The 21,288-nt window shown below is 71.0% G+C and carries 21 protein-coding genes; 19 read left to right on the top strand and 2 right to left on the bottom strand.

What is annotated here, in order from left to right; translation table 11 throughout:
* Window positions 1–85: 85 nt before the first annotated feature.
* The 11 genes from ABZZ04_RS28910 to ABZZ04_RS28860 all read left to right on the top strand — a co-directional run bounded on the left by ABZZ04_RS28910 (window position 86) and on the right by ABZZ04_RS28860 (window position 9,248).
* Window positions 86–343, top strand: a complete 258-nt coding sequence (locus ABZZ04_RS28910) for an acyl carrier protein (RefSeq protein WP_356935152.1) — start codon at window positions 86–88, stop codon at window positions 341–343.
* Between the two features lie 131 nt (window positions 344–474).
* Window positions 475–1,731 (top strand): beta-ketoacyl-[acyl-carrier-protein] synthase family protein, encoded by a 1,257-nt coding sequence (locus ABZZ04_RS28905; RefSeq protein WP_356935151.1) that lies wholly within the window; start codon window positions 475–477, stop codon window positions 1,729–1,731.
* The gene (locus tag ABZZ04_RS28900; protein WP_356935150.1) at window positions 1,728–2,867 is read left to right on the top strand and encodes a beta-ketoacyl synthase N-terminal-like domain-containing protein; all 1,140 of its coding nucleotides are present in this window, start codon (window positions 1,728–1,730) and stop codon (window positions 2,865–2,867) included. Before ABZZ04_RS28905 ends, ABZZ04_RS28900 begins: the two co-directional genes overlap by 4 nt.
* The gene (locus ABZZ04_RS28895) at window positions 2,864–3,811 is read left to right on the top strand and encodes a beta-ketoacyl synthase N-terminal-like domain-containing protein (protein WP_356935149.1); all 948 of its coding nucleotides are present in this window, start codon (window positions 2,864–2,866) and stop codon (window positions 3,809–3,811) included. Before ABZZ04_RS28900 ends, ABZZ04_RS28895 begins: the two co-directional genes overlap by 4 nt.
* A gap of 250 nt (window positions 3,812–4,061) precedes the next feature.
* The gene (locus ABZZ04_RS28890) at window positions 4,062–5,177 is read left to right on the top strand and encodes a beta-ketoacyl synthase N-terminal-like domain-containing protein (RefSeq protein ID WP_356935170.1); all 1,116 of its coding nucleotides are present in this window, start codon (window positions 4,062–4,064) and stop codon (window positions 5,175–5,177) included.
* 33 nt (window positions 5,178–5,210) lie between these two features.
* Complete coding sequence (locus ABZZ04_RS28885) at window positions 5,211–5,474, top strand: acyl carrier protein (RefSeq protein WP_356935148.1); 264 nt, start codon at window positions 5,211–5,213, stop codon at window positions 5,472–5,474.
* Window positions 5,471–5,869 carry a hypothetical protein gene (locus ABZZ04_RS28880; RefSeq protein ID WP_356935147.1) on the top strand — a complete coding sequence of 133 codons (399 nt, stop codon included), beginning with the start codon at window positions 5,471–5,473 and terminating at the stop codon, window positions 5,867–5,869. The genes ABZZ04_RS28885 and ABZZ04_RS28880 overlap by 4 nt, the downstream gene beginning before the upstream one ends.
* Window positions 5,866–6,351: a beta-hydroxyacyl-ACP dehydratase gene (locus ABZZ04_RS28875; protein WP_356935146.1), complete on the top strand. Its 486-nt coding sequence runs from the start codon at window positions 5,866–5,868 to the stop codon at window positions 6,349–6,351. The genes ABZZ04_RS28880 and ABZZ04_RS28875 overlap by 4 nt, the downstream gene beginning before the upstream one ends.
* Before the next feature lie 25 nt (window positions 6,352–6,376).
* The gene (fabG, locus tag ABZZ04_RS28870) at window positions 6,377–7,123 is read left to right on the top strand and encodes a 3-oxoacyl-[acyl-carrier-protein] reductase (RefSeq protein ID WP_356935145.1); all 747 of its coding nucleotides are present in this window, start codon (window positions 6,377–6,379) and stop codon (window positions 7,121–7,123) included.
* Window positions 7,124–7,426: 303 nt separating this feature from the next.
* Entirely contained in the window at window positions 7,427–8,368 is a 942-nt protein-coding gene (locus tag ABZZ04_RS28865; RefSeq protein WP_356935144.1) for an ATP-binding cassette domain-containing protein, read from the top strand.
* Between the two features lie 37 nt (window positions 8,369–8,405).
* Window positions 8,406–9,248, top strand: a complete 843-nt coding sequence (locus ABZZ04_RS28860) for an ABC transporter permease (RefSeq protein WP_356935143.1) — start codon at window positions 8,406–8,408, stop codon at window positions 9,246–9,248.
* Window positions 9,249–9,332: 84 nt separating this feature from the next.
* Here ABZZ04_RS28860 and ABZZ04_RS28855 read toward each other — a convergent pair whose 3' ends face one another.
* Window positions 9,333–11,291, bottom strand: a complete 1,959-nt coding sequence (locus tag ABZZ04_RS28855) for an AarF/UbiB family protein (protein ID WP_356935142.1) — start codon at window positions 11,289–11,291, stop codon at window positions 9,333–9,335.
* A gap of 773 nt (window positions 11,292–12,064) precedes the next feature.
* On the opposite strand from ABZZ04_RS28855, the gene ABZZ04_RS28850 reads away from it, so the two are divergent.
* The 3 genes from ABZZ04_RS28850 to ABZZ04_RS28840 all read left to right on the top strand — a co-directional run bounded on the left by ABZZ04_RS28850 (window position 12,065) and on the right by ABZZ04_RS28840 (window position 14,135).
* Window positions 12,065–12,997, top strand: a complete 933-nt coding sequence (locus tag ABZZ04_RS28850; RefSeq protein ID WP_356935141.1) for a helix-turn-helix domain-containing protein — start codon at window positions 12,065–12,067, stop codon at window positions 12,995–12,997.
* Between the two features lie 405 nt (window positions 12,998–13,402).
* Window positions 13,403–13,588 (top strand): SPOR domain-containing protein, encoded by a 186-nt coding sequence (locus ABZZ04_RS28845; protein WP_356935140.1) that lies wholly within the window; start codon window positions 13,403–13,405, stop codon window positions 13,586–13,588.
* A gap of 145 nt (window positions 13,589–13,733) precedes the next feature.
* Window positions 13,734–14,135 (top strand): NUDIX domain-containing protein, encoded by a 402-nt coding sequence (locus ABZZ04_RS28840; RefSeq protein ID WP_356935169.1) that lies wholly within the window; start codon window positions 13,734–13,736, stop codon window positions 14,133–14,135.
* A gap of 370 nt (window positions 14,136–14,505) precedes the next feature.
* On the opposite strand, the gene ABZZ04_RS28835 is transcribed toward ABZZ04_RS28840, so the two are convergent.
* Window positions 14,506–15,267, bottom strand: coding sequence for a 4'-phosphopantetheinyl transferase superfamily protein (locus ABZZ04_RS28835; RefSeq protein WP_356935139.1), 762 nt, complete (start codon window positions 15,265–15,267; stop codon window positions 14,506–14,508).
* A 433-nt stretch (window positions 15,268–15,700) separates the two neighbouring features.
* On the opposite strand from ABZZ04_RS28835, the gene ABZZ04_RS28830 reads away from it, so the two are divergent.
* From ABZZ04_RS28830 to ABZZ04_RS28810, 5 genes are all read left to right on the top strand, one after another.
* Entirely contained in the window at window positions 15,701–16,483 is a 783-nt protein-coding gene (locus tag ABZZ04_RS28830; protein ID WP_356935138.1) for a hypothetical protein, read from the top strand.
* A 240-nt stretch (window positions 16,484–16,723) separates the two neighbouring features.
* Window positions 16,724–17,428 (top strand): LuxR family transcriptional regulator, encoded by a 705-nt coding sequence (locus ABZZ04_RS28825; RefSeq protein WP_356935137.1) that lies wholly within the window; start codon window positions 16,724–16,726, stop codon window positions 17,426–17,428.
* A gap of 328 nt (window positions 17,429–17,756) precedes the next feature.
* A complete protein-coding gene (locus tag ABZZ04_RS28820; RefSeq protein ID WP_356935136.1) occupies window positions 17,757–18,506 on the top strand; it encodes an alpha/beta fold hydrolase in 750 nt (249 codons plus the stop codon).
* A 47-nt stretch (window positions 18,507–18,553) separates the two neighbouring features.
* Window positions 18,554–19,264, top strand: coding sequence for an IclR family transcriptional regulator C-terminal domain-containing protein (locus tag ABZZ04_RS28815; protein WP_356935168.1), 711 nt, complete (start codon window positions 18,554–18,556; stop codon window positions 19,262–19,264).
* A 34-nt stretch (window positions 19,265–19,298) separates the two neighbouring features.
* Entirely contained in the window at window positions 19,299–21,110 is a 1,812-nt protein-coding gene (locus ABZZ04_RS28810; protein WP_356935135.1) for a BTAD domain-containing putative transcriptional regulator, read from the top strand.
* Window positions 21,111–21,288: the final 178 nt, after the last annotated feature.

The raw sequence follows: 21,288 nt of genomic DNA, 5'->3' as shown, positions 1-21,288 counted from the left end.
CGGGCGGTCCGCCGGTCGTACCGACGGTCCGCCGAGCACCAACCGATGAACGCACGACCCATACGACGAACAGAGAGTGATTCACATGACCGCCACCATCACCGCTGAGAACCAGGCCCGCATCAAGGAGATCGTCTGCGACATCCTCGAGCTCGAGGAGGACGAGGTGACCGACGCCGGTCTCTTCAAGGAGGAGTACGGCGCCGACTCGCTCCGGGCCATCGAGATCCTCGCGGGCCTCGAGAAGGAGTTCAAGGTCACGATCGACCAGTCCGAGCTGGAGCGGATGGTCAACCTCGACGGTGTCTACGCCGTCGTCCAGGAGTCCATCAACGCCAAGTAGGCGGGCCCCCGGCCGGAATCGGGCAGACGGAGAGCCAGCGGTACGCCGCCGGCTCTCCGTCCCGGCCCGGTCCGCCGGCGCCGGTCCCCGACCCCTTTCCGTGGTGAACCACGCCGTACTGAGGGAGATTGATGTCCGAGAGCCTTTCCGACGCGATGCACGACGACGCGGCGTCCCGGGTCGTACTGACCGGGTTCGGCGTGTTCTCCAGCATCGGCGTGGGCGCCGATGAATTCGCCGAGGGCCTGCGCGCCGGTCGCAGCGGTGCGAAGCCGATCACGGTGTTCGACACCGAGGGTTTCGCGCACGCCAACGGGTGCGAGATCACCGGATCCGAGCCGGAGCGCTGGATCCACAACCTGCCCGTCGAGACACTGGGCCGGGCGACGCAGTTCTCGGTCGCCGCGGCCCGGATGGCCGTCGAGGCCGCCGGTGTCGACCTCGACGCGCTGCGCACCAAGCGCGGCATGATTTCCATCGGCACCACCGACGGGGAGTCCTACGACCTCGACCAGCTGGTCGAGACCGAGGTCAACTCCGGCCCCGAGGCCATGGAGCCGCTCGCCGCCCGACGGGTGTCGCCGAACCGGCTGTCCATCGCGGCCGCCCAGGAACTCGGGCTGTCCAACGTCGACGCGGTGACCATCGCCACCGCCTGCTCGGCCGGCAACTACGCGATCGGCCAGGGCTTCGACGCCATCCGTTCCGGCGCGGTCGACTACGCGCTCTGCGGCGGCGCCGACGCGATGTGCCGCAAGACCTTCACCGGCTTCTACCGGCTCGGCACCATCGCCCCCGACGTGTGCCGCCCGTTCGACTCCGAGCGCAAGGGCATCCTGACCGGTGAGGGCGCCGGTGTGCTGATGCTGGAGAGCCTGGCCTCCGCGCGGGCCCGCGGGGCGCGCATCTACGCCGAGGTGCTCGGCTACGGGATGAACTGCGACGCGTACCACCAGGTCGCCCCCAACCAGGCGAGCGTCGCCCGGTGCATGGAGATCGCCCTGGAGAACGCCGGTGTGAAGGCGCAGGAGGTCGACCTGATCTCCGCCCACGGCACCGGCACCAAGGCCAACGACGTCACCGAGTCGCGGGCGATCCACGACGTGTACGGCGACACCCCGCCGCGCACCGTCTCGCTGAAGTCGATGCTCGGCCACACGATGGGCGCGGCCAGTGCGCTCGCCGCCATCGCCTGCGCCCTGTCGGCCTACCACGGCTTCATCCCCCCGACCATCAACCACCGCGAGACCGATCCCGAGTGCGAGATCGACTGCGTGCCCAACAAGTCCGTCGAGGCGGACCTGCGCATCGTGCAGAACAACGGGCTCGCCTTCGGCGGCAACAACGCGATCGTGATCCTCGGCAAGTACCAGGACGGTGAGCGGTGAGGCTGCCCATCACCGGAGTCGGCGCGGTCGCGAGCATCGGCCGGGACGCGGACGAGATCTTCGAGAGCCTGTGCGCCGGACGCGGCGGGCTCGGCCCGATGCGCGGCTTCGACCACGACCTGTACAACGGGACGCGGCTGTTCGAGATCGACGACCGTCCGGAGCCGGGCCGGGACCGCACCATGCGGGCGACCGGCTTCCTCCTGGAGGCCGTCGGCCAGGCCGCCGAGGCGGCCGGGCTCGGCGAGGACCTGTCCGACTACCCGGTGCTCGTGGGCACCGGACTGCGCGAGCTGCGGTCGGCCGAACTGTGGTGGCGCGACGGCGTGCCCTTCGGCGCCGAGCAGCTGCACTTCGGCACCGCGCTGCGGGAACGGTTCGGCACGGCCGACACGCACACCTTCTCCAACGCCTGCTCCGCCTCGCTGTACACCCTGGCACTGGGTGCGGACATGCTGGCGCTCGGCGAGGCGGACGCCGTGATCGTCGCGGGCGTCGACTCGATCACCGAGAGCATGTTCGGCCTGGCCGACCGGGTCCAGCCGGAGCCGCCCCCGGCCCTGCGGACGCTGGACGTCAACCGCAAGGGCACGATCCTGGGCGACGGCGCCGCCGCCGTCGTGCTGCGCCGCGAGGACATCCCGTGGTCCGGCGGCCGGCTGTGGGGCAGGCTGCGCGGGGTCGGGATGACCTGCGACGCCAAGCACCCCACCGCTCCCGACCAGGAGCAGGTCGCCGAGGCGATCCGGCAGGCGCACCGGCACGCGGGCACCCGGCCGTCCGACATCGACCTGCTGATGCTGCACGGCACCGGCACCCCGCTCAACGACCTGGTCGAGGCATCCGCCTACGTCGAGGTCTTCGGCGAGGACGCGGGCGTCCCGGTGGTGACCGGCATCAAGCCGATGACCGGACACACCAGCGGCTCGGCCGGTCTGCTGAGTCTCGTGGTCGCCCTGCAGACGATGGCGACGGGCAAGGTCCCGCCGCTGGTCGGGCTGGAGGAGCCGATCGAGCAGGCCGCCGGTCTCCGGCTGGTCCGCGACGAGGAGGCCAAGCACGAGGTCTCGCTCGCACAGGTACACGGATTCGGGTTCGGCGGGATCAACGCCGTGGCGATTGTCGAGGCACCATGAGGATCTTCATCACCGGCGTAGGCGTCGCCCTTCCGGGTGCCGACTCCACGGCGGCACTGGCGGCGGCCCGGCAGCCGGGGGAACCGGTCGAACCGGCCGCGGTCCTGGGGAAGAAGGGGCTGCGCTACAAGGACCGCGCCACCCAGCTCGGGCTGGTGGCCGGACAGCGGGTACTGACCGACGCGGGACTGCTGAGCGACGGCGAACTGACCACCGACAGCACCCGGGTGGCGGTTCTGGTGAGCTCCAACCTGGGCAACGTGGACACGGTCTGCCGGGTGGCGAGGACCATTGCGGACGAGGGCACCCGCGGGCTGAGCCCGATGGACACCCCGAACGCGTCCAGCAACATCATCGCCTCCGAGATCGCGATCAGGTTCAAGCTGCACGGCCCCAACCTGATGGTGTGCAACGGGCCGACCTCCGGCCTCGACGCGGTGCGCTGGGGCGCGGCCCTGCTGCGCTCGGGCCGTGCCGACCAGGCGGTCGTGGTCGGTGTGGAGCCGGACAACGAGATCGTGCGCGAGCTCGTGGGCGGCCCGGTCGCCGACGGCGGCGCGGCACTGGTGCTGGAGCGCGCCGACGTGGCCGAGGCGCGCGGCGCCACGGTCCACGCGGAGCTCGGCGGCCACACCCGCGGCGCGCGGGTGGCCGACAACTTCGCGCAGCTCGCCGCCGGTGAACCCGACGCCCTCGTCGGCTGGTTCGCCCCGGGCACCGCGGCCGGCTCCCTGCCGTCCGAGCTGTCCGGCCACGATCTCGCCGCGACCTGGGGCGAGTTGTCCGGAGCGCTCGGTGTCGTGCAGTGCGCGGCGGCGATCGGCGGCTTCGGCTCCCGCACCGGGGGACCGGTGTTCCTGGCCGCGGGCGGCGACGACGACGACGGCAGCGCGGCACTGGTGCTGCGCCCCGCCCCGACGGCCTCCGAGCCGGTCGCGGTCTGAGGGCCGGTCGGGCGGCCTTCGATCGGATGGCGGACGCGGCCCGGTGCGTGCGATTCCAAGCCGCCGAGATGTCCTTGTAGCGGAGCTACCAGGGCGTTTCGGCAACGCCGGAAGTGTGCGTGCCAGGGCGTGGCCGCCCGATCAGAGGCCGTCCGACGGGCCCTGAAAGAAACCATCGGCTTCTAGTGCCCCTCCCGGGCGGACCATGCCGGTCACGGCACTAGCACACTGAGCAGGACGGAATGTGACCATGACCCTTTCGGCGAGCGCCTCTGCGACCCTGAACAGGCCGGTGATCACCGCGTGGTCCGCGGTGTCGCCCCACGGCATCGGCAAGGACGAGTTCGTGACCGGCATCCTGGCCGGCAAGGACGCCTCGTCCCGGCTGGACGCCGAGGAGTGGGCCGCCCCGGACAGCCGCGCCTGTCTGGTACCCGGCTTCTCCCTGCGCGAGGTGCTCGGCAAGAAGGGCACCCGGTCGATGGACCGGGTGACCGGACTGGCCGTCACCGCCGTCCGCGACCTGCTGCGGGACTGCGAGGGCCGGCGCAGGGGCGGCGACGAGGAGACCGCCCTGGTGCTGGGCACGACCACGGGCAGCGCGCAGAGCATGATGGACTTCACCCGGGCCTCGCTGGTCGGCGAGCAGCCGTTCTACGTGGACCCGTCGCTGATGCCGAACGCGGTGATGAACTGCGCCGCCGGGCAGTGCGCGATCTGGCACCAGCTGAAGGGGCCGAACACCACCATCGCCGGTGGCCGGATCGCCGGGCTCTCCGCGCTGAGCTACGCGGGCGGGCTGCTCGGTTCCGGCCGCGCCGAGACGGTGCTGTGCGGCGCCGTCGAGGAGTTCTCGAACGCGCGGGCGTGGCTGGACCACCACCGGCGGCGCGAGGACGCGACGGGCACGATGCTCGGCGAGGGCTGCGCCATGTTCATGGTGGAGTCCGCGTCCGTGGCCGGACACGACGGCACGGCCCTGGCCGAGGTGCTGGCCGTGGAGTCCCGGGTGTTCTTCGGCACCGAACTGAGCCCGGTGCTCGACGCCTGCCTCGACGGCGTCCTGAAGCGGAGCGAGGTGGACGCCCAGGACGTGTGGGCGGTCTCGGACTCCGAACTGGCGGGCCGGGTCGGCGAGCAGGAGCGCGAGGTGCTCACCGCCCGCTTCGGCGCGCGGACCCTGGACCGGGCCCCCTCCCTGGCCGGCATCGGGGACACCTCGGGAGCCTCCGCGGCGTTCCAGGTCGGATCCCTGCTGAGCCTCGCCGGACAGGGTGAGGCACCCGCGGGCAGCATCGCCCTCGTCTCCTCGGTGGACGACGACGGCATCGTCGCCTGCGCCGTACTGCGCCTGCTCCCCAACTGACCGAGCAATCCACGGAAGACAGGAAAGAAGAGCATGTCAATCGACGCGGTGGCCCGGCTCGACCGGGAAGAGCTGCGGGCGTTGCTCGCCGAGACCATCGACACCGATGTGACCGAGGTGGGCGACGACACGGACTTCGTGGACGAGCTCGGCGTCGACTCGCTGATGGCCCTGGAGGTCGTCGTGGTGCTCGAGCGGAAGTACGGCATCAAGTTCGCCGAGGACGAGATGCGTTCGGTGCGGACGCTGGGCAGCGCCTACGACGAGGTGCTCCGCAAGCTGCGGGAGCGTTCGTGACCAGTCCGGTCCTGGCCGACCGGCGGGTGGTGCGGGAACCGGGCCCCGACGCGAGCACCGGCAAGTGGTCGGCCCGGTTCTCGGTGGAGATCACCGAGGACGAACCGGTCTTCGCCGGCCACTACCCGAACTCCCCGATCTTCCCCGGCGTGTGCGTGCTGGAGTGCGTGCAGGGCGCCGCGGAGTCCGCACCGCCGCCCGGGGCCGGCCGACTGGAACCGGCCGCGGTGGAGTCCGCCCGGTTCCTGTCCGCGGTCCGCCCCGGCGACGTGCTGGAGATCGACCTGACCTGGGTGCCCCGCGGCACCGACTGGCGCTGCAACGCGAAGGTGGAGACCGCCCGCGGCCAGGCCGCGTCGGTCCGCCTCCGGTACCGGAACGGGGCGACGACATGATCACTTCCGCCGGAATCCGCGCCATGCTGCCGCACCGCTACCCGATGCTGCTGGTCGACCGGGTCCTGTCCACGAGCGACGACGACATCCGCTCGGTCAAGGCCGTCACGCTCAACGAACCGTGGTACGCCCGGCTCGGCGCGCAGCCCTCGGAGGCGGACTTCGCCTACCCGCGGTTCCTGCTGGTCGAGTCCTGGACGCAGACCGCGGGCCTGCTGGCCACCCGGCTGGCCGGCGGACCGGACCCCGACCAGACCATGCTGTTCGGCTCCATGCGGGACGTCGAGTTCCACCGGCAGGTGTTTCCCGGCGAGGTGGTCGAGCACCACGTCCGGCTGCAGCGCGCGGTGAACGACACGGTGATCTTCGAAGGGAGCAGCCGGGTCGGCGACGAACCGGTGCTGACCATCGGCGCGATCACGGTGGCCTTCCGCCGCGAGGAACAGCTCGACCCCGAAAGCGCCGGAGCGGCGTCCGCCTGACCGGCAGTCAACCAGGAGAAATGCCATGACAGAGAAGCGAGTGCCGGTAGCCCTGGTGAGCGGGGGATCGCGAGGCATCGGCCGGGCCGTCGTACTGCGGCTCGCGGCCGACGGATACGACGTCAGTTTCTGCTACCAGTCCAACGAGCAGGCCGCGCTGGAGCTGGAGAAGGAGGCGGGCGAACTCGGCGGACGCGCACTGGCCGTACGGGCCGATGTGACCGACGCCGCCTCGGTCAAGGACTGGGTCGCCCGGACGGAGTCCGACCTCGGCCCCATCGACGTGGCGGTCTGCTCCGCGGGCATCACCCGCGACAACCCGCTGCTGCTCATGTCCGACGAGGACTGGCACAACGTCCTGGACACCAACCTCGACGGTGTCTACCACGTCTGCCGCTCGGTGATCTTCGAGATGATGAAGCGCAAGTCCGGCACCATCATCAACGTGTCCTCCGTCGCCGGGGTTCACGGCAACGCGACGCAGTCCAACTACTCCGCGTCCAAGGCGGGGATCATCGGGTTCTCCAAGGCGCTCGCCAAGGAGGTCGGCCGGTACAACATCCGGGCCAACGTGGTGGCACCGGGGTTCATCGAGACCGACATGACGGCCGAGCTCTCCGACAAGGTCAAGAAGGACGCGGCGAAGCAGATCGCGCTGCGCCGTTTCGGCCGGGCGGAGGAGGTCGCCGACCTCGTCGCCTACCTGGCGAGCGACCGGGCCGGCTACATCACCGGCTCGGTGTTCCAGATCGACGGCGGCATCACCATCTGAGTGGCGGCGCCCCGCGCGGAAACGGATCCGCGCGGGGCGCCGAGCCTCTCCGCCGTGGCGCCCGACGGCTCCGCCGCCCCGTTCCACTGCCGCTTTGACCTGCCCGGACGGCGGTTTCCGCAGAAGTCCCCACCGACGTGTCGGACGAGGGTTTTCCGCAACCTGCAGCGCGCCGGTACCGACGGTCGCGCACTTTTACTATGGCCACCCGGCGCCGGTGGCCAGTTCGAGCCCGCAACCGAACCGGGGCCTGCCACCGGGCCACGGGAGACAGCAACGGAGGCCAATCACGTGGCCAAGCCCATGATTGAGGCAATCGACGTAAAAAGGTCGTTCGGTGACGTCGCGGCACTGGGCGGGGTGAGCCTCTCGGTCCCCGAGGGTTCGATCCACGGCCTGCTCGGCCACAACGGGGCCGGCAAGACCACCCTGGTGCACATCCTGTCCACACTGCTGCCGCCGTCCAGCGGTGTCGCGCGGATCTGCGGGTTCGACGTGGTCGCCGACCCGAAGGAAGTCCGCCGCTGCATCGGACTGACCGGCCAGTTCGCCTCCGTCGACGAGCAGCTCAACGGACGGGAGAACCTGGCGCTGGTCGCACGGCTGCTCGGCGCGAACCGGCGTCAGGCGCTGTCCCACGCCGATGAACTCCTGGAGATGTTCGAGCTGACGGACGCGGCGAAGCGTCCCGTGCTCCAGTACTCGGGCGGCATGCGCAGGCGGCTGGACATCGCGGCCAGCCTCGTCGGCGGCCCCCGGGTGATCTTCCTCGACGAGCCGACCACCGGACTGGACCCGAACTCCCGGATCGGCGTGTGGGAGACCATCGAGCGCCTGGCCAAGGACGGCACGACCGTGCTGCTCACCACCCAGTACCTCGAAGAGGCCGACCGGCTCTGCGAGCAGATCACCGTGCTGTCCAAGGGAAGCGTGATCGCGGAGGGCAGCCCCACCGGACTCAAGGCCGAGGTCGGCCAGCGGATGGTGACCGTGACCCTGACGTCGCAGTCCGACGTCCGCACCGCGGTGAAGACCCTGGAGGCCACCGGCATCCGGGCGACGCCGCAGGAGTCGGGGACGGCGGTGACCGCCCCCGTGGCCGCCTCCGCCGATCTCGCGGTCGTCGTGCGCACCCTGAGCGACGCCGACGTCGAGATCGCCGAACTCGCTTTCTCCGAGCCGACCCTGGACGACGTCTACCTGACGCTGACCCACGAGGCCACCAGGAAGCCGGTGCCCGCGTGACCGTCCCGATCACCCTCACCGAAGAAGGAGCGTCCCGATGACGGTCATCGACGCCGAGACAACCCCCCGACCGAAGGCGCCCACCCGGGGGAACGTGGCCGAACAGTGGGGCGGCAGCAGTCTGCTCACCCAGACCATCGCGCTCACCGGCCGTTCCATACGGCCGTACCTGCAGCCCGGTGTGCTCATCGTGACGTTCATCGAGCCGCTGGTCATGCTGCTGATGTTCGGCGGTGTGCTGAAGGTGCTCGGCGAGTCGGAGGCGCCCCAGAACGGCCTCTCCTACATCGCCGGCCTGGCCCCCGCGATCATGATGATCACCTCGGTCGCCGCGGGTGCCCAGGCGGGCAACGGTCTCATCAACGACCTGCGCAACGACGTGATCACCCGGTTCCACACGATGCCGATCTCCCGGTTCAGCGTGCTGCTGGCCAGGAGCCTCGCGGACGCCGCGCGGGCTCTCTACCAGCTGATCGCCGTCGCCGTGCTGGCCGCGCTGATCTTCGACTTCGACCCGCCCGGCGGCATCCTCGGCACGGCCGGATCGATCTTCCTGAGCCTGTTCGTCGGCTGGTCCATGAGCTGGATCTTCATCGCGCTGGCCGCCGTGCTGCGCAACGGCGACGTGCTCCGCATGATCACCACGCTGTGCACCTTCCCGCTGCTGTTCGCCTCCAACGCGTTCGTCGACCCGAAGTCGATGCCGGTCTGGCTGCGGGTGGTCGCCGAGGCCAACCCGATCTCCTACGCCAATGACGCGATGCGCGGCATGGTGGCCGGGCAGACCTCGCTCACGGAACTGCTCACCACCGTGGGTGTCTCCTGCGTCCTGGTGGCGGTCTGCGCCCCGATCGCGAACCGCTCCTTCCGGGTGCTGTGACGTCCGGCCGCGGAGACTTACGACCGGTTCTCCCCGGCCCCGGCCGGGAGGCGACTCACCTCGCCTCCCGGCCGATTCGCGTGTTCACCCCCGGCCCCGGGTGATCGAGAAGACCACCCGGAGCACCAGGATGCAGCTGATCACCAGCATGTTGTAGCCGATCAGCTGGCTGAGGGAGACGGAGCCGATGATCGTCGGTTTGCTGTCGATGCTCAGCAGCACGGCACCGACCAGCGCGATGATGCCGCCGATGAACGACAGCAGCACGTCGTGGACGAGGCCGCGCAGGAAGCGCCGGTCGCGTTCGTCCGCGAGCAGCCGTATCTGCACGCCCAGCCGGCCGCCCTCCAGGGCGCTGCTGATCCGGTCCACCCGCCGGGGCAGCCGGCGCATCACGGACGTGAGCGAGATCGCCTCCTCCATCAGGGAGGCCTTGATCCGTCCGTAGCTCATCTGGTCCTGGACCCGGGCGGCGGCGAACGCACGCGCCTGCGCGACGATGTCGAAGTCCGGCACCAGCCGCTCGACGGTCCCCTCCACGGTGGCCAGCGCCCGGAAGGTCGCCGCGATCTCCGGCGGGACGGTCAGGTCGTGCCGGGCGACGAGCAGGAACAGCTCGGAGAAGATCTCCCGGTTCGGCTTTCCGCCGGCGCCCAGGTGCCGTGCCATGAACCTCCCCAACGACCGCTCCAGCAGGCGCTCGTCGATCTGCTCCGGGCGGTCGACGACCTCCAGCAGCGCGTCGCTGAGCGCCGTCGGGTCGTTGCGGTGGATGGCCAGCAGCAGGTCGCGCAGCGCGGAGCGCATCGTCCGGTCCAGCCGGCCGACCGAGCCGAAGTCGAGCAGGCCCAGCTCGCCGTTGCTCAGCAGCAGTACGTTGCCCGGGTGCGGGTCGGCGTGGAACACGCCGCCGAGCATGATCTGTTCGAGGACGCACTCCATCAACTGCTTCGCGAGCGCCGCGCCGTCCAGGTCGCGTTCGGCCAGCGCGTCGCCGATGGAGGTGAGCGGGACCCCGTCCAGCCACTCCAGGGTCAGTACCCGGCCGGTGCTGTACTCCTCGTACACCTGCGGCATCCGCAGGGCGCTGGTGGCGCCCGATTCCGCGGCACCCGTGGCGATGGCGGTCATGTTGCGGGCCTCGGTCCGGAAGTCCAGCTCCTCGTGGAGCGAGACGGCGAACCCGTTGATCAGGTCGCACAGGCCGAGGCTCTGCGCCCAGCTCGTGTGCTCCTCCAGCTTGCGGCCGATCCGGAGCAGTATGTCCAGGTCGCGTTCGACGACGAGTTCGGCGCCGGGGCGCTGGACCTTCACCGCGATCTCCAGGCCCCCCGCCAGCCGGGCCCGGTGCACCTGGGCCATCGACCCCGCGGCCAGCGGCTCCCGGTCGAAGTCGGCGAAGACCTTCTCCGGGTCGATGTCCAGCTCCTGGACCAGCACTTCCCGTACCCGCTCCCACGGTTCGGCCGTCGCCTGGTGGTGGAGCCTGGAGAACTCCTCGATGTACTCGGTGGGGAGGAGGTCGTAACGGGTGGACAGCATCTGACCCAGCTTCACGAACGTCGCGCCGGCCTCCTCCAGCGCCATCCGCAACTGCCGTGCGGAGTGCCGTCGGCCCTCGACGCTTCCCTTCGCCCCGGCCCGGGCGAGGCCGCGCAGGGACGGTGAGAGGCCGTTGCGCATGGCTATGGCGCTGAGTTCCGCGTAACGCCGGGTACGCGCCACCCGGCGGCGCATCATGCCGGGCAGCCGGACGATGTCGGACAGCACGCTGCTGGGCAGCAGGACCTCGGAGACGGCGAGGAACAGCATGGTGACCAGGACGCCGCAGCCCACCTGCACGGAGGTCATCGCCGGCCGATGGCTGCTCGGCCCCATGACCGCGATGATCTGCATCGTCGCCAGAACGCCGACGGTTCCCCCGATCGCGGCCCGGATCTTGCCGATTCTTATGCCGAGCAAGCGCTTTGCGCCCATGGAGAGGCCGACCAGCGTGAACACGAAGAGGATCGGTATGAGGAACAGGAACGCTGTGTGCTGCATGGGCTGTGCCTTCCCGGACCGGAGTCCGCGTGCGGGTACGGGGTCCTTGCGCCGACAGCGGGCCGGGGCCGCCGGGTTCCGCCGGTGCGCAGTGCTCCTGGCTGTCGGTCATTGTCCGCGGCGCCGGCCCCCGTTCGCCGACCGGCCCGGGGGAAGGCCGCGGTCGCGGACGGAGCGGCGTCCTCCGCAAGAACGTGCAAGCCGCGTTGTGCGGGAGTCCGGCCGGTGCCACATTCTGTTGTGTCGTCTCCCTGGGGCGGGCCGCGCCCGAAGCGGCGCCGGTTTCGTGGCGGCCCCGGCCGTCCGCGGGCCGCAACGGGCGGGAGGAAGAACTATGTCACTTCCGGTCGCCGCGGTCTGCGTTCGGCGACCGGCCCGCGGGAGGGGACGGCACGGGCGGGACACGGTCCGGCGCCGGGGCGGGGAGGGCCGGACGGGCGGTGGGGGCGGCCCGGCGTCCGAAGAAGGACGCGAGAAGGCAAGAACCGGCCAGGAGGCGGCGGGAAGAGGGGGATTGCGGCACCTTGTCCGCAATGACGTCCGCCCTTCCGGGAAGGCAGGAAACGTCCCCCGGGCAGATGGCCTGTTGTTCCGCCTACCCGGCCATGAGGTCGGAGAAACTTCTGCGGGCATGGCACCAAGCTGTCGAAACCGGCCCGTGGGCACGGTGACCCCCCTGGGCGCGGCCTAAGTTGACCACGACAGAGCGGACGGAGGTTCGTCCGCCAGCGGAAAACTGCCGAGAGGTCGATGTGGCGGACACGGGGATCGGTTTGGACGCGCGCGCGGAGCTTCTCTACCGGAGACTGCTCCAGCGGGGGACATGGCGGACGCAGGAACTGGCGCAGGCCCTGGAGTGGCCGGCGGACCAGGTGATGCAGACGCTGGACGCACTGAGGACCGAGGGGCTCGCCAGCGTCACGGGGGAGGAGGGGGACACCTTCCGCGCCGTCGAGCCGTGCATAGCCCTGCCGGCCCTGCTGGCCTCCCGGATGCGCGAGGGCCGTACGCCGCAGCCCTGCCCGGTCCGGATCGGCAGGTTCATCGCCCTGCACGAGCAGTCGGAGCGGCTCGGGGACGCCACCGGCCCGGGTGAGAACCGGAACGACGTGTCCGTCACGATCGAGCGCCTGGTCGCCAAGGTCGAGCGCGAGGTCATGTTCCTCGTGCCCGCCTACAGCGAGGGCGGGTTCGAGTTCTCCCGCCCCGTCGTGGACATGGTGCTGCGGCGCGGGGCGCGGTTCCGGTCCGTGTGGGCGTCCTCGGTGCTCCAGACCCCGGCCGCCATGGCGCACGCCCAGTGGCTGACGCAGGAGGGCGCGGCGCTGCGCTCGGTGGGCACGGTGCCGCCGCGCGCGATGATCCTGGACAACGCTGTCGCCGTGGTCGTCGACGAGACCGAAGGGGTCCGCGTCGTGCGGTCCCCCGCGGAGCTGGAGCGGCTGTGCGCCGTCGCCGAGCGGTTCTGGGACCGCGGGGCGACCGTCCGGCAGACGGGCCGGCAGCCCGTGGCCGCGACGCGCAGGCCCCGGTCGGAGGTCGTGCTGCGGCTGTTGGCCGAGGGCTTCACCGACGACGCGATCGCCCGCCGTCTGGGGTGCAGCGTCCGCACCGTGCGCAATGACGTCGCGTCCGCCATGACGGCACTTGACGCGCGTAGCAGGTTCCAGGCCGGGGCCCGCGCCATGCAGGTCGGCCTCATCTGAACGACCGGTGTCCCGCCCCGGGAACGCGCCCCCGGCCGGAGGCCGCCGACGGAATCCTCGGACGTTCCGTCGCCCGTCCCCGGCCGGTCCCCCCGGGCGGGACGCCGGTGGGTTCCGCGGGTGCGCGACGGTGCGGGAACGCGCCGCCGCGCACCCGCGGTCACTCCTTTCCCCGCACGGACGGGCGGTCGCCCCCGTGCCCTTTTCCATGCCCGCCCGCGTGCTCCCGCACCTGCGGCCGCGTCCTTCCGGCTCCGTCGAGAGGCCGCCCTCCGCCCCGGTTCGGTGTCTCTTTGTGTAATTACGTATCCGTTGAGTGAAGGTCAGGCGTAGGCTCGGGCATATGCGTACTGCGGATTCCTGGGGATCTTTGGAGACGTGCATGCCGTTCGAGGGAGGGGCACGATGCTGGGGAGGGGCGCGATGAGCGACAGCGGTGCGACGCTCCCGTGGTCGGTGATACGGCAGGACGACAACGGCAACCGCTACCGCGTCGGCAGGTATGCCACACAGGGCGAGGCCCAGGAGATGGCCGACAAGCTCGATGCGCACGGACACAAGCAGCTCTACTGGGTGGAGCGGGTGGGCTGAGGGCTGCGCCGCGGAGCGCCGGTGGGGTGCGGGACGGGCGCCGCGCGCCGGGGCCCTCCGTCGGCCCCGTCTCCCGCGCCCCGGCCGTGCGGTGTGCCCCGTTAAGGTCCTGTCCGCCAGGTAATGCATGAGCGAAGGCGGAGAGATGTCGGGCCTGATCGACACGGTGGCATGGGTGCGGGTGGAGAACGGCAGGATCCTCTGCGCGCGTTCGCGGGGGAAGGACGTCTTCTACATCCCCGGCGGGAAGCGGGAGGGGCGGGAGACCGACCTGGAGACCCTGCTCCGCGAGGTCGAGGAGGAGCTGGCCGTGGCCATCCTGCCGGCCACGGTGTCGCACCTGGGGACGTACGAGGCGCAGGCGCACGGCCATCCGGACGGTGTGGTGGTGCGCATGAGCTGTTACCTCGGCGACTACCGCGGAACGCTGGCCGTCAGCAACGAGATCGAGGAGATGGCCTGGTTCTCCTACGCCGACCGGCCGCTCGTCCCGCCGGTCGACCAACTGCTCTTCGACGACCTGAAGGCGTCGGGCACGCTGGTCTGAGCCGTCCCGGCCCGTCGTCGCCGGCGTGGACCGGACCGCTCCGGTCCACGCCCTCCCGGCGGTTCCCCGTGAATCCGGGTACCGGCCGCATATTGATTGCGTAAGCCGTATCGATCTCCGGCGGCCCCGGAAGGCGCGGCCGGATGAATTCTTTGAATGCAGATTCATTATTCTCGGTGCGGTGCGGAGAAGCACTGGACCAATCCTCCCCGGCAACGATGACGGCAGTCGTCGCCGGGGTGTTCTTTTGCCGTACTCCCGTGGAACACGGTATTGCGTAGACCGTTATGCGGGTGCCGGTCCCCGGTGGGCCGTGCCATTGGTCAAGACCTGGAAAAGCGACCGGACTTGAGCATAAGTTGAGCTTTGTTCATTGGTTGTGATCCGAGGAAATTGAAAACGAAACTGCTGACGGACGGTGAAGGCGCACGGTCATGGGGACGCGTGAAGGTACCGCCACGGTTGCCACCCACTCCCCGGGCGTGGCGAGGTCGCTCAGGGTCCAGGTCCCCGGGGTGCCCGCGACGCCCGCCGTCACCGTCGCGGGGCCGGGGACGTCGGGGCGGGTCTCGACGGTGGTCAGATCGCCCGTGATGCCGGTTCCGACGGCCTTCAGCACCGCCTCCTTCCGGGTCCAGCAGCGCAGGAAGGCCCGGTGGCGCGCCCGGCCCGGCGGGAAGGCGCGGACGTGGCGCCGTTCGGCGGGGGTGAGGGCGATCCGCCCCAGCTCCTCGGTGTCCATCTCCCGTACGCCCTCCACGTCGACCCCCACCGGCACCCGGGCGATCGCGAACAGGCAATAGCCCTCGGAGTGCGAGAGGCTGATCCGGAAGGGGGTTTTCGGGTGGTCGATGACCGGTGGGCCGTGATGGTGGCTGCCGCATTCCGGGCAAGTCGCGCGCCCAAACCTGATGTCGTGCGGACTGACCTGAAGTAGTCGGGACAATATGCCCCGGGCGCCCGCGCGGCCGGCGGCGAACTGGGCGGCCTGGAGGGGGTGGGTGATATGGCTCAGACGCTCGCGTTCGGCGGCGTCGAGCAGGGCGAGGGCGTCGGGATCGGGCCACTTGTCCGCAACACGCCACCCGTGCACGAGGACTTCGGACATGGTGGGGGCGGGGGGCTCGTTCACGGAGCGAGCCTAGGTCGTGCATCGGTCCTGTGAGGGAACGGTGGCCTCTATGGGACAGTTGTGAATCCGGTGTGTAGTCGCCCGGAAGCGTACCGCAGCGTAAGCGGAATGCAGGTCACTCGGTTTCCGGTTCCGGATGCAGCTTGATGACATTTTCGGGGGGCGGGGCCGTGGGGCGGCCGGGGAAGGGCGATGGTGCGGACCCTTTCGGTCCGCTTGGACCGGACCGCCGTTGACTGGTTCGCGCTCGGCGATCTAATGTCGAGTCAAGTTGATCGTGGCGTATATGTGTTGCTCGGGTTTGCGTTAATTGGCTTCTGATTCAACCTTATTCGGGTTGAAGACTCTTCCTCGGAGCGGATTAAAATCTGGCGAGGTCAACTGTCATCCCGGGACAGCGCAGTAGGGGACGGGTGGCCGAAAAATGAGTACGGTGGCGGATGCTCCGGAGGGACTGGAACGCGCGGATAATGTCGAGCGGGCACTCCTGCAGGCCCGCGCCCTGATCGAGTCCTCGGTATCCCTGCACCGTCAGAGGCCCGGTGGCGCCTCGCTGGTGGTGCGGGCCGACGACCGGTCGATCGGCGAGGCGATCAGGCAGCTGATGGCGGGGGCGCGCTACTCGGCCCACGTGGCGGTGACGGGGGGCCGGGCCCATTCAATCGCCGTCTGCTCCGCGCTCGCGGCCTCCGTCGCGGACCTGCCGCCGACGGGCCGGGGCGGCCGGAGCCGGCTCGCCGTACGGCTGCTGGCGGCGGGCGGCACGCTGCACATGTCGCCGAACTTCTGCGACGCGTTCGGAGAGACGAATCTCGAGATCCGCATCACGAAGGGCGAGTTGCGCGAGGCGCTGATCATCGACGGGCGCACCGCCCTCGTGCAGTCGGGTACCGAGACGGGGGCCAGGCACGCCGCGATCATCACCGATCCGGCGGCCGTCGGCGCGCTCGACCTGCTCTTCGCCGGGACGTGGACGAGCGCCCGCCCGCTCGCCGACGAACTCCGCCTGGACCGCAGCCTGCGCACCACTCTCGCGCGCCGGATCCTGGAGAAGCTCCGCGAGGGACACACCGACGATGTGGCCGCACGCGAGATAGATGTGTCGTTGCGCACGTACCGTCGACACGTCGCGGAGATCATGCGCGAACTCGGGGCGAACTCCCGCTTCCAGGCGGGAGTGCGTGCCGTGGAACTGGGGCTGCTGGAACGGTGCTGAAGCACCGCGTGATGCAGTGACTCCTGAATGCTGAATTCATCGGGGGCAACGGGGATGAGCAGGACATCAGAGGCATGGCCGATACGGGCTGCAGACGGGACGAGGGAGGATGAACGGGGCGAAGCGGTAAGAGGGCATTCCGTACCGGGGCAAGGGGGCCCCGAGGCGCGACCGGGCAGGGTCCCGGGGAGCGAGCCGCACGCCGACGCCATAGAACGGGCCCTGCTGGAGGTCCGGGCGATGATCGAGATGACGGTGGAGCAGCACCGGGACCGCGTTTCGTGGGACCAGCTGATCACCGCCGTGGACGACAACAAGGAAGCGGTGGTCGCGGAGGCGCGCAAACTGGTGCGCCAGTCGCGCACGAACATCGACGTGGTACTGGCCGCGGGGCCGAGCTGCGGCGCGGAGTCCAAACGCGCGCTGCACGAACTGCTCCACGCGGTACCGGACACGATCCGGATCCGGCTGCTGTGCACCTCGACGATGATCGACGAGGACTTCGTCCGGGCCCAACGCGCCCGGGAACAGCCCGCCGAGGTCCGGGTGGCGCGGGTACCGCCCCTCCAGGGGCTCATCGTCGACGGGACGGTCGGGCTGGTCGCGGCCGAGTCGCCCACCGGCCGCAGAGCTTCGCTCATCCGTGTCCCCGACGTCATCCGTACGCTCAACACCCTCTATGAGGGAATCTGGCGCAACGCCGTTCCCGCCGACGGGCACATAGCCTTCGGGGACCATTCGCGCGCCGAACTCGCGCGGCAGATCCTGGGAGCGCTGCGGGCCGGCGTGACCGACGAGGTGGCCGCGCGCGAACTCACGGTCTCCGTGCGCACCTACCGCCGGTACGTCGCCGAGATCATGACGCTGCTCGGTGCCAGCTCCCGCTTCCAGGCCGGGGTGCGGGCGGCGGAGCTGGGGTTACTGGGCTCCATCGACACGCCCTAGTCGCTCCTCCCGGGCGAGCGTCGCCGATCACGGCACCGGTGCCCCTCCCGGGGCGGACGACACCGGTCACGGCCCGGAACCCGACCGCATGCGCGGCGCGTGCCCTTCGGCGCGTGTCGCGCATGCGGTCGGTCGTCCCGGCTCCGCACACCCGCGGGTGCCGGACGCGTCCGCGCGCAAGCGACGCGCGGTGAAACGTATGTGCTGGCAGCTTCCTGTAGTTCCCGTTGTCGGGGCGGAACCCCGGCATTAGAACAGGCTTGTTGATTCGGATCCGCCCCATGCCGCGGACCGTTTGATGTACCGCCGACGCGAGGTGCGAAGAAGGATGAAGTTCGGCATCGACAGTGGATGGTTCCGCAGATACGAAGCGGTGACCCCACGCAGGCGGGTGCTGATCCTGCCGCACGCGGGAGGTTCCGCCGCGTACTTCCGCCTCTGGGGACAGAAGTTCGGCCAGGACACCGAGGTGCTCGTGGCCAACTATCCCGGGCGCCACGTCCGGGCCTCCGAACCCTTCATGCTCCGGATGGAGGAACTGGCGGACGCGGTCACCGAGGCCCTGCTGCCGTTCCTGGGCCTGCCGCTGTCGATCTTCGGCCACAGCATGGGCGCCTCGCTGGCCTACGAGGTGGCGCTCCGGCTGGAGGCACGGCACTCGGTGCGCCTGGAGGGACTCCACGTGTCGAGCCGGAAGGCACCGCACCGCCTCGTTCCCGGAACGCTGTACCGGGAGGGCGACGACGCGCTGGTCGCCGAGATCCAGCGGCTCGGCGGCCTGGAGGGGGTGTCGCTGGACGATCCGGCGCTGCGCGCCCTGGTGCTGCCCGCGATCCGCGCCGACTTCACGATCGTGGGCACCTACGGGCCGCGGAGCGCCGTCCCGGTGAGCTGCCCGGTCCGCGGCTACGTCGGCGACCGGGACCCCGCGGTCACCGAAACCGACATGTCGGCCTGGGCCGACGTCGCGCCCCGAGGCTATGCCCAACAGGTCTTCCCCGGCGGGCACTTCTACCTCGCCGAGCAGCGTGACGCGCTGATCCGGGCCGTCAGCGGATCTCCGGCCGGTGCACGGTGACCATGTACCTCTCCCCGTCGTCCCCGCCTCCCGCCCCGATGTCGCCACTGGACCACGACAGCGGTGTCGCCGTCCTGGACAAGGCGTCGCTGCTGCTGAGCGTGTTGGAGGACGGCCCCGCCTCGGTGCCGCGGATCGTGCGGCTCACCGGGCTGACCCGGCCCACCGCGTACCGGCTGGCACTGGCGCTGCAACGGCTGCGGCTGGTGACACGTGATGGCCGGGGCCGCTTCCTGCTGGGGCCCCGGCTGAGGGAGATGGCGGTCGTGGAGCACGGTGACCGCATGCTGTCGCTGGCCGGTTCCGTGCTGATGGGGCTGCGCGACCGTACCGGGGCCAGCGCCCGGCTCTACCGCCGGTGCGACGACCGCCTGCTGTGCGTGGCGGCCGTGGACTCCCTGACGATGCCGGTGGACACGGTGCCGGTGGGCACGGCCTTCCCGATGCGCTCCGGATCGGTCGCCCAGGTGCTGCTCGCCTGGGAGGACCCGGACGTGCTGTACCGGGGGCTGGTGGGCGCCCGCTTCACCGCCACGGTGCTCGCCGGGGTGCGCCGGCGGGGCTGGGCACAGAGCTTCGGGGAACGGGGCCGGGGCTCCGCCGAGCTGACGGCCCCGGTGCGCGGACCGGGCGGCCGGGTCGTCGCCGCGCTCTGCCTGTCCGGCCCGGTCGGGCTGATCACCGACGAGCCGGCCCGGGAGTACGGCAGCGCGGTCATGGACGCGGCACTGCGCCTCGGCGAGGCGTCGGACACGTGAGATCCCTGCCTCCTGAGGGCGGGCGGTCTGCTGAATGACACGCGGACAAGGCACCGGATCCGAGCTGGAGTTCAGGATCCTGGGCCCGACCGAGATGTGGGCGTCGGGGGTGCGCATCCCGCTGACCGCCGCCAAGCAGCGCACGGTCCTCGCCGCTCTCCTCATCTCGCCCGGCCGGTACGCCTCCGACCTGTGGCTCAGCGAACTGCTGTGGGACGCCGCCCCGCCCGCCACCCGGTCGGCCCAGCTCTACACGTACATCTCGCGGCTGCGCCGGATCTGCGGGCCCGAACTGCGGCTGGCACGCAAGCACCGGGGCTACCACCTGGCGCTCGGCGACGCCTGGTTCGACTGGGACGTGTTCCGGCAACTCGCCGAGCAGGGCCGCGACGACCTGCAGAACAACCGCTACGCGGAGGCGTCCGCCTGCCTGGGAACGGCACTGGAGCTGTGGAACGGGCCCGCCCTGTCGGACGTGACCGAGTTCCTGGCCCGCGCCGAGCTCCCCGCCCTGGAGGAGTCCCGGCTGGCCGTGGTCGAGAACCGCATCGAGGCCGAGCTCGAACTGGGGCGGCACAGCCGGGCGCTGCCCGAACTGACCCGGCTGGTGGTGGAGCACCCCACCCGGGAGTCGCTGCGCGGGCACCTGATGACCGCCCTGTACCGCTGCGGCCGGCAGATGGACGCGCTGCGGGTGTACGAGCAGGGCCGTCAGGTCCTCCAGCAGGAGCTGGGGGTGGACCCGGGGCCCGCGCTGCGCGAACTGCACCGGGCGGTGCTGCTGGAGGAGCTGGCCGCGCCCGCCGCCGCCGAGGCGCTCACGGTCGCCAGCAACACGGCACCGAGCCCCTGGACCGGACTGGTGCCGGCCATGCTGCCGATGGACACCACCGACTTCGTCGGGCACGGCGCCGAACTGGCCGAGGTGCTGGAGGGGTTGCGCGGCTCCGGCGGCTCCCACCGCGGTGTCGTGCTGGTCGGCGCGGCCGGGGCCGGGAAGTCCGCCCTGGCCGTGCGCGCCGGGCACGTCTGCCGGGACGACTTCCGGCAGGGGCAGCTCTACATCGACCTGCGCCGGGAGGACGGCAGCGCCAAGAACCCGCTGGACGTGCTCGGTTCGTTCCTGCGGGCGCTGATCCCGGTACGCGGCGACCTGCCCGACACCCTGGACGAGCGGGCCCAGCTGTACCGCAGCGTGCTGGCGCGGCGCCGGGTCCTGGTCGTGCTCGACAACGCGGTGGACGACCGCCAGGTGCGCCCGCTGCTGGCCAGCGGCGAGAGCTGCCGGATGCTGATCACCAGCCGCAGCGCGATGGCCTCGCTGGAGGGGGTGCGGGCGGTGCCGGTCGGCCGGCTCGACGACGCGGCGGCCCGGCAGCTGATCGTGTCGGTCGTCGGCGCGGCCCGGCTCGACGCCGAACCCGAGGCGACCGGGCGCCTGGTGGAGCTGTGCGACGGCCTGCCCCTGGCCCTGCGGATCTGCGCGGCCCGGCTCGCGGCCCGGCCGCAGTGGCCCGTGGCCCGGCTGGTGGCCCGGCTGGACCCGGGGCAGGGGGGCCACGACGAGTGGTCCGAGGGCAGTCTCGACCTGCGGGCCGCGCTGCGGACGAGTGTCCTCCAGCTCGAACCGAGCCTGCGCCCGGTGCTGCGCGCCCTGGCCGGCGCCGAACCCGGTTTCTTCACCGCGGAGCAGGCGGCGAAACGGCTGCGGTGGTCCGAGGAGCGGACGCGGACGGCCCTGGACGCGCTGGCGGAGGCGTGGCTGCTGGAGATCGACGCCGGGCAGGGACCGGCCGATTCCTGCGAGTACCGTTGCTCCCCACTGGTCAGACTGCTCGCCCGCTGAGCGGCGGCCGGGAGCACCGGGACACCGCCGCCCCCGCGGCGCCCCGCGCCCGAAACGGCGTGCCGAATCCGTCAGGAATCACGAGCAGCCCCTTGAGCGCCGGGCGGGCCGGGGATGTGGACCCGTCCGGCGCTCGAAGGGCACGGCTTCGGCCAGGGGCTTTCGTCCGGATCATGCC

Origin of the sequence: Streptomyces sp. NPDC006435 (assembly GCF_040612315.1) — a bacterium.
GTDB lineage: Bacteria > Actinomycetota > Actinomycetes > Streptomycetales > Streptomycetaceae > Streptomyces.
Note: the sequence above shows the minus strand (reverse complement) of the source record. Positions and strands in the feature narration are given on the sequence as shown.

What these genes read in the sequence shown, in the direction of transcription:
- ABZZ04_RS28825 (WP_356935137.1), top strand. Translation starts at nt 16,724, where the DNA reads ATGATCGAGATGACGGTGGAGCAGCACCGGGACCGCGTTTCGTGGGAC.
- ABZZ04_RS28910 (WP_356935152.1), top strand. Translation starts at nt 86, where the DNA reads ATGACCGCCACCATCACCGCTGAGAACCAGGCCCGCATCAAGGAGATC.
- ABZZ04_RS28875 (WP_356935146.1), top strand. Translation starts at nt 5,866, where the DNA reads ATGATCACTTCCGCCGGAATCCGCGCCATGCTGCCGCACCGCTACCCG.
- ABZZ04_RS28885 (WP_356935148.1), top strand. Translation starts at nt 5,211, where the DNA reads ATGTCAATCGACGCGGTGGCCCGGCTCGACCGGGAAGAGCTGCGGGCG.
- ABZZ04_RS28865 (WP_356935144.1), top strand. Translation starts at nt 7,427, where the DNA reads ATGATTGAGGCAATCGACGTAAAAAGGTCGTTCGGTGACGTCGCGGCA.
- ABZZ04_RS28855 (WP_356935142.1), bottom strand. Translation starts at nt 11,291, where the DNA reads ATGCAGCACACAGCGTTCCTGTTCCTCATACCGATCCTCTTCGTGTTC.
- ABZZ04_RS28895 (WP_356935149.1), top strand. Translation starts at nt 2,864, where the DNA reads ATGAGGATCTTCATCACCGGCGTAGGCGTCGCCCTTCCGGGTGCCGAC.
- fabG (WP_356935145.1), top strand. Translation starts at nt 6,377, where the DNA reads ATGACAGAGAAGCGAGTGCCGGTAGCCCTGGTGAGCGGGGGATCGCGA.
- ABZZ04_RS28810 (WP_356935135.1), top strand. Translation starts at nt 19,299, where the DNA reads ATGACACGCGGACAAGGCACCGGATCCGAGCTGGAGTTCAGGATCCTG.
- ABZZ04_RS28845 (WP_356935140.1), top strand. Translation starts at nt 13,403, where the DNA reads ATGCTGGGGAGGGGCGCGATGAGCGACAGCGGTGCGACGCTCCCGTGG.
- ABZZ04_RS28905 (WP_356935151.1), top strand. Translation starts at nt 475, where the DNA reads ATGTCCGAGAGCCTTTCCGACGCGATGCACGACGACGCGGCGTCCCGG.
- ABZZ04_RS28840 (WP_356935169.1), top strand. Translation starts at nt 13,734, where the DNA reads ATGTCGGGCCTGATCGACACGGTGGCATGGGTGCGGGTGGAGAACGGC.
- ABZZ04_RS28820 (WP_356935136.1), top strand. Translation starts at nt 17,757, where the DNA reads ATGAAGTTCGGCATCGACAGTGGATGGTTCCGCAGATACGAAGCGGTG.
- ABZZ04_RS28890 (WP_356935170.1), top strand. Translation starts at nt 4,062, where the DNA reads ATGACCCTTTCGGCGAGCGCCTCTGCGACCCTGAACAGGCCGGTGATC.
- ABZZ04_RS28860 (WP_356935143.1), top strand. Translation starts at nt 8,406, where the DNA reads ATGACGGTCATCGACGCCGAGACAACCCCCCGACCGAAGGCGCCCACC.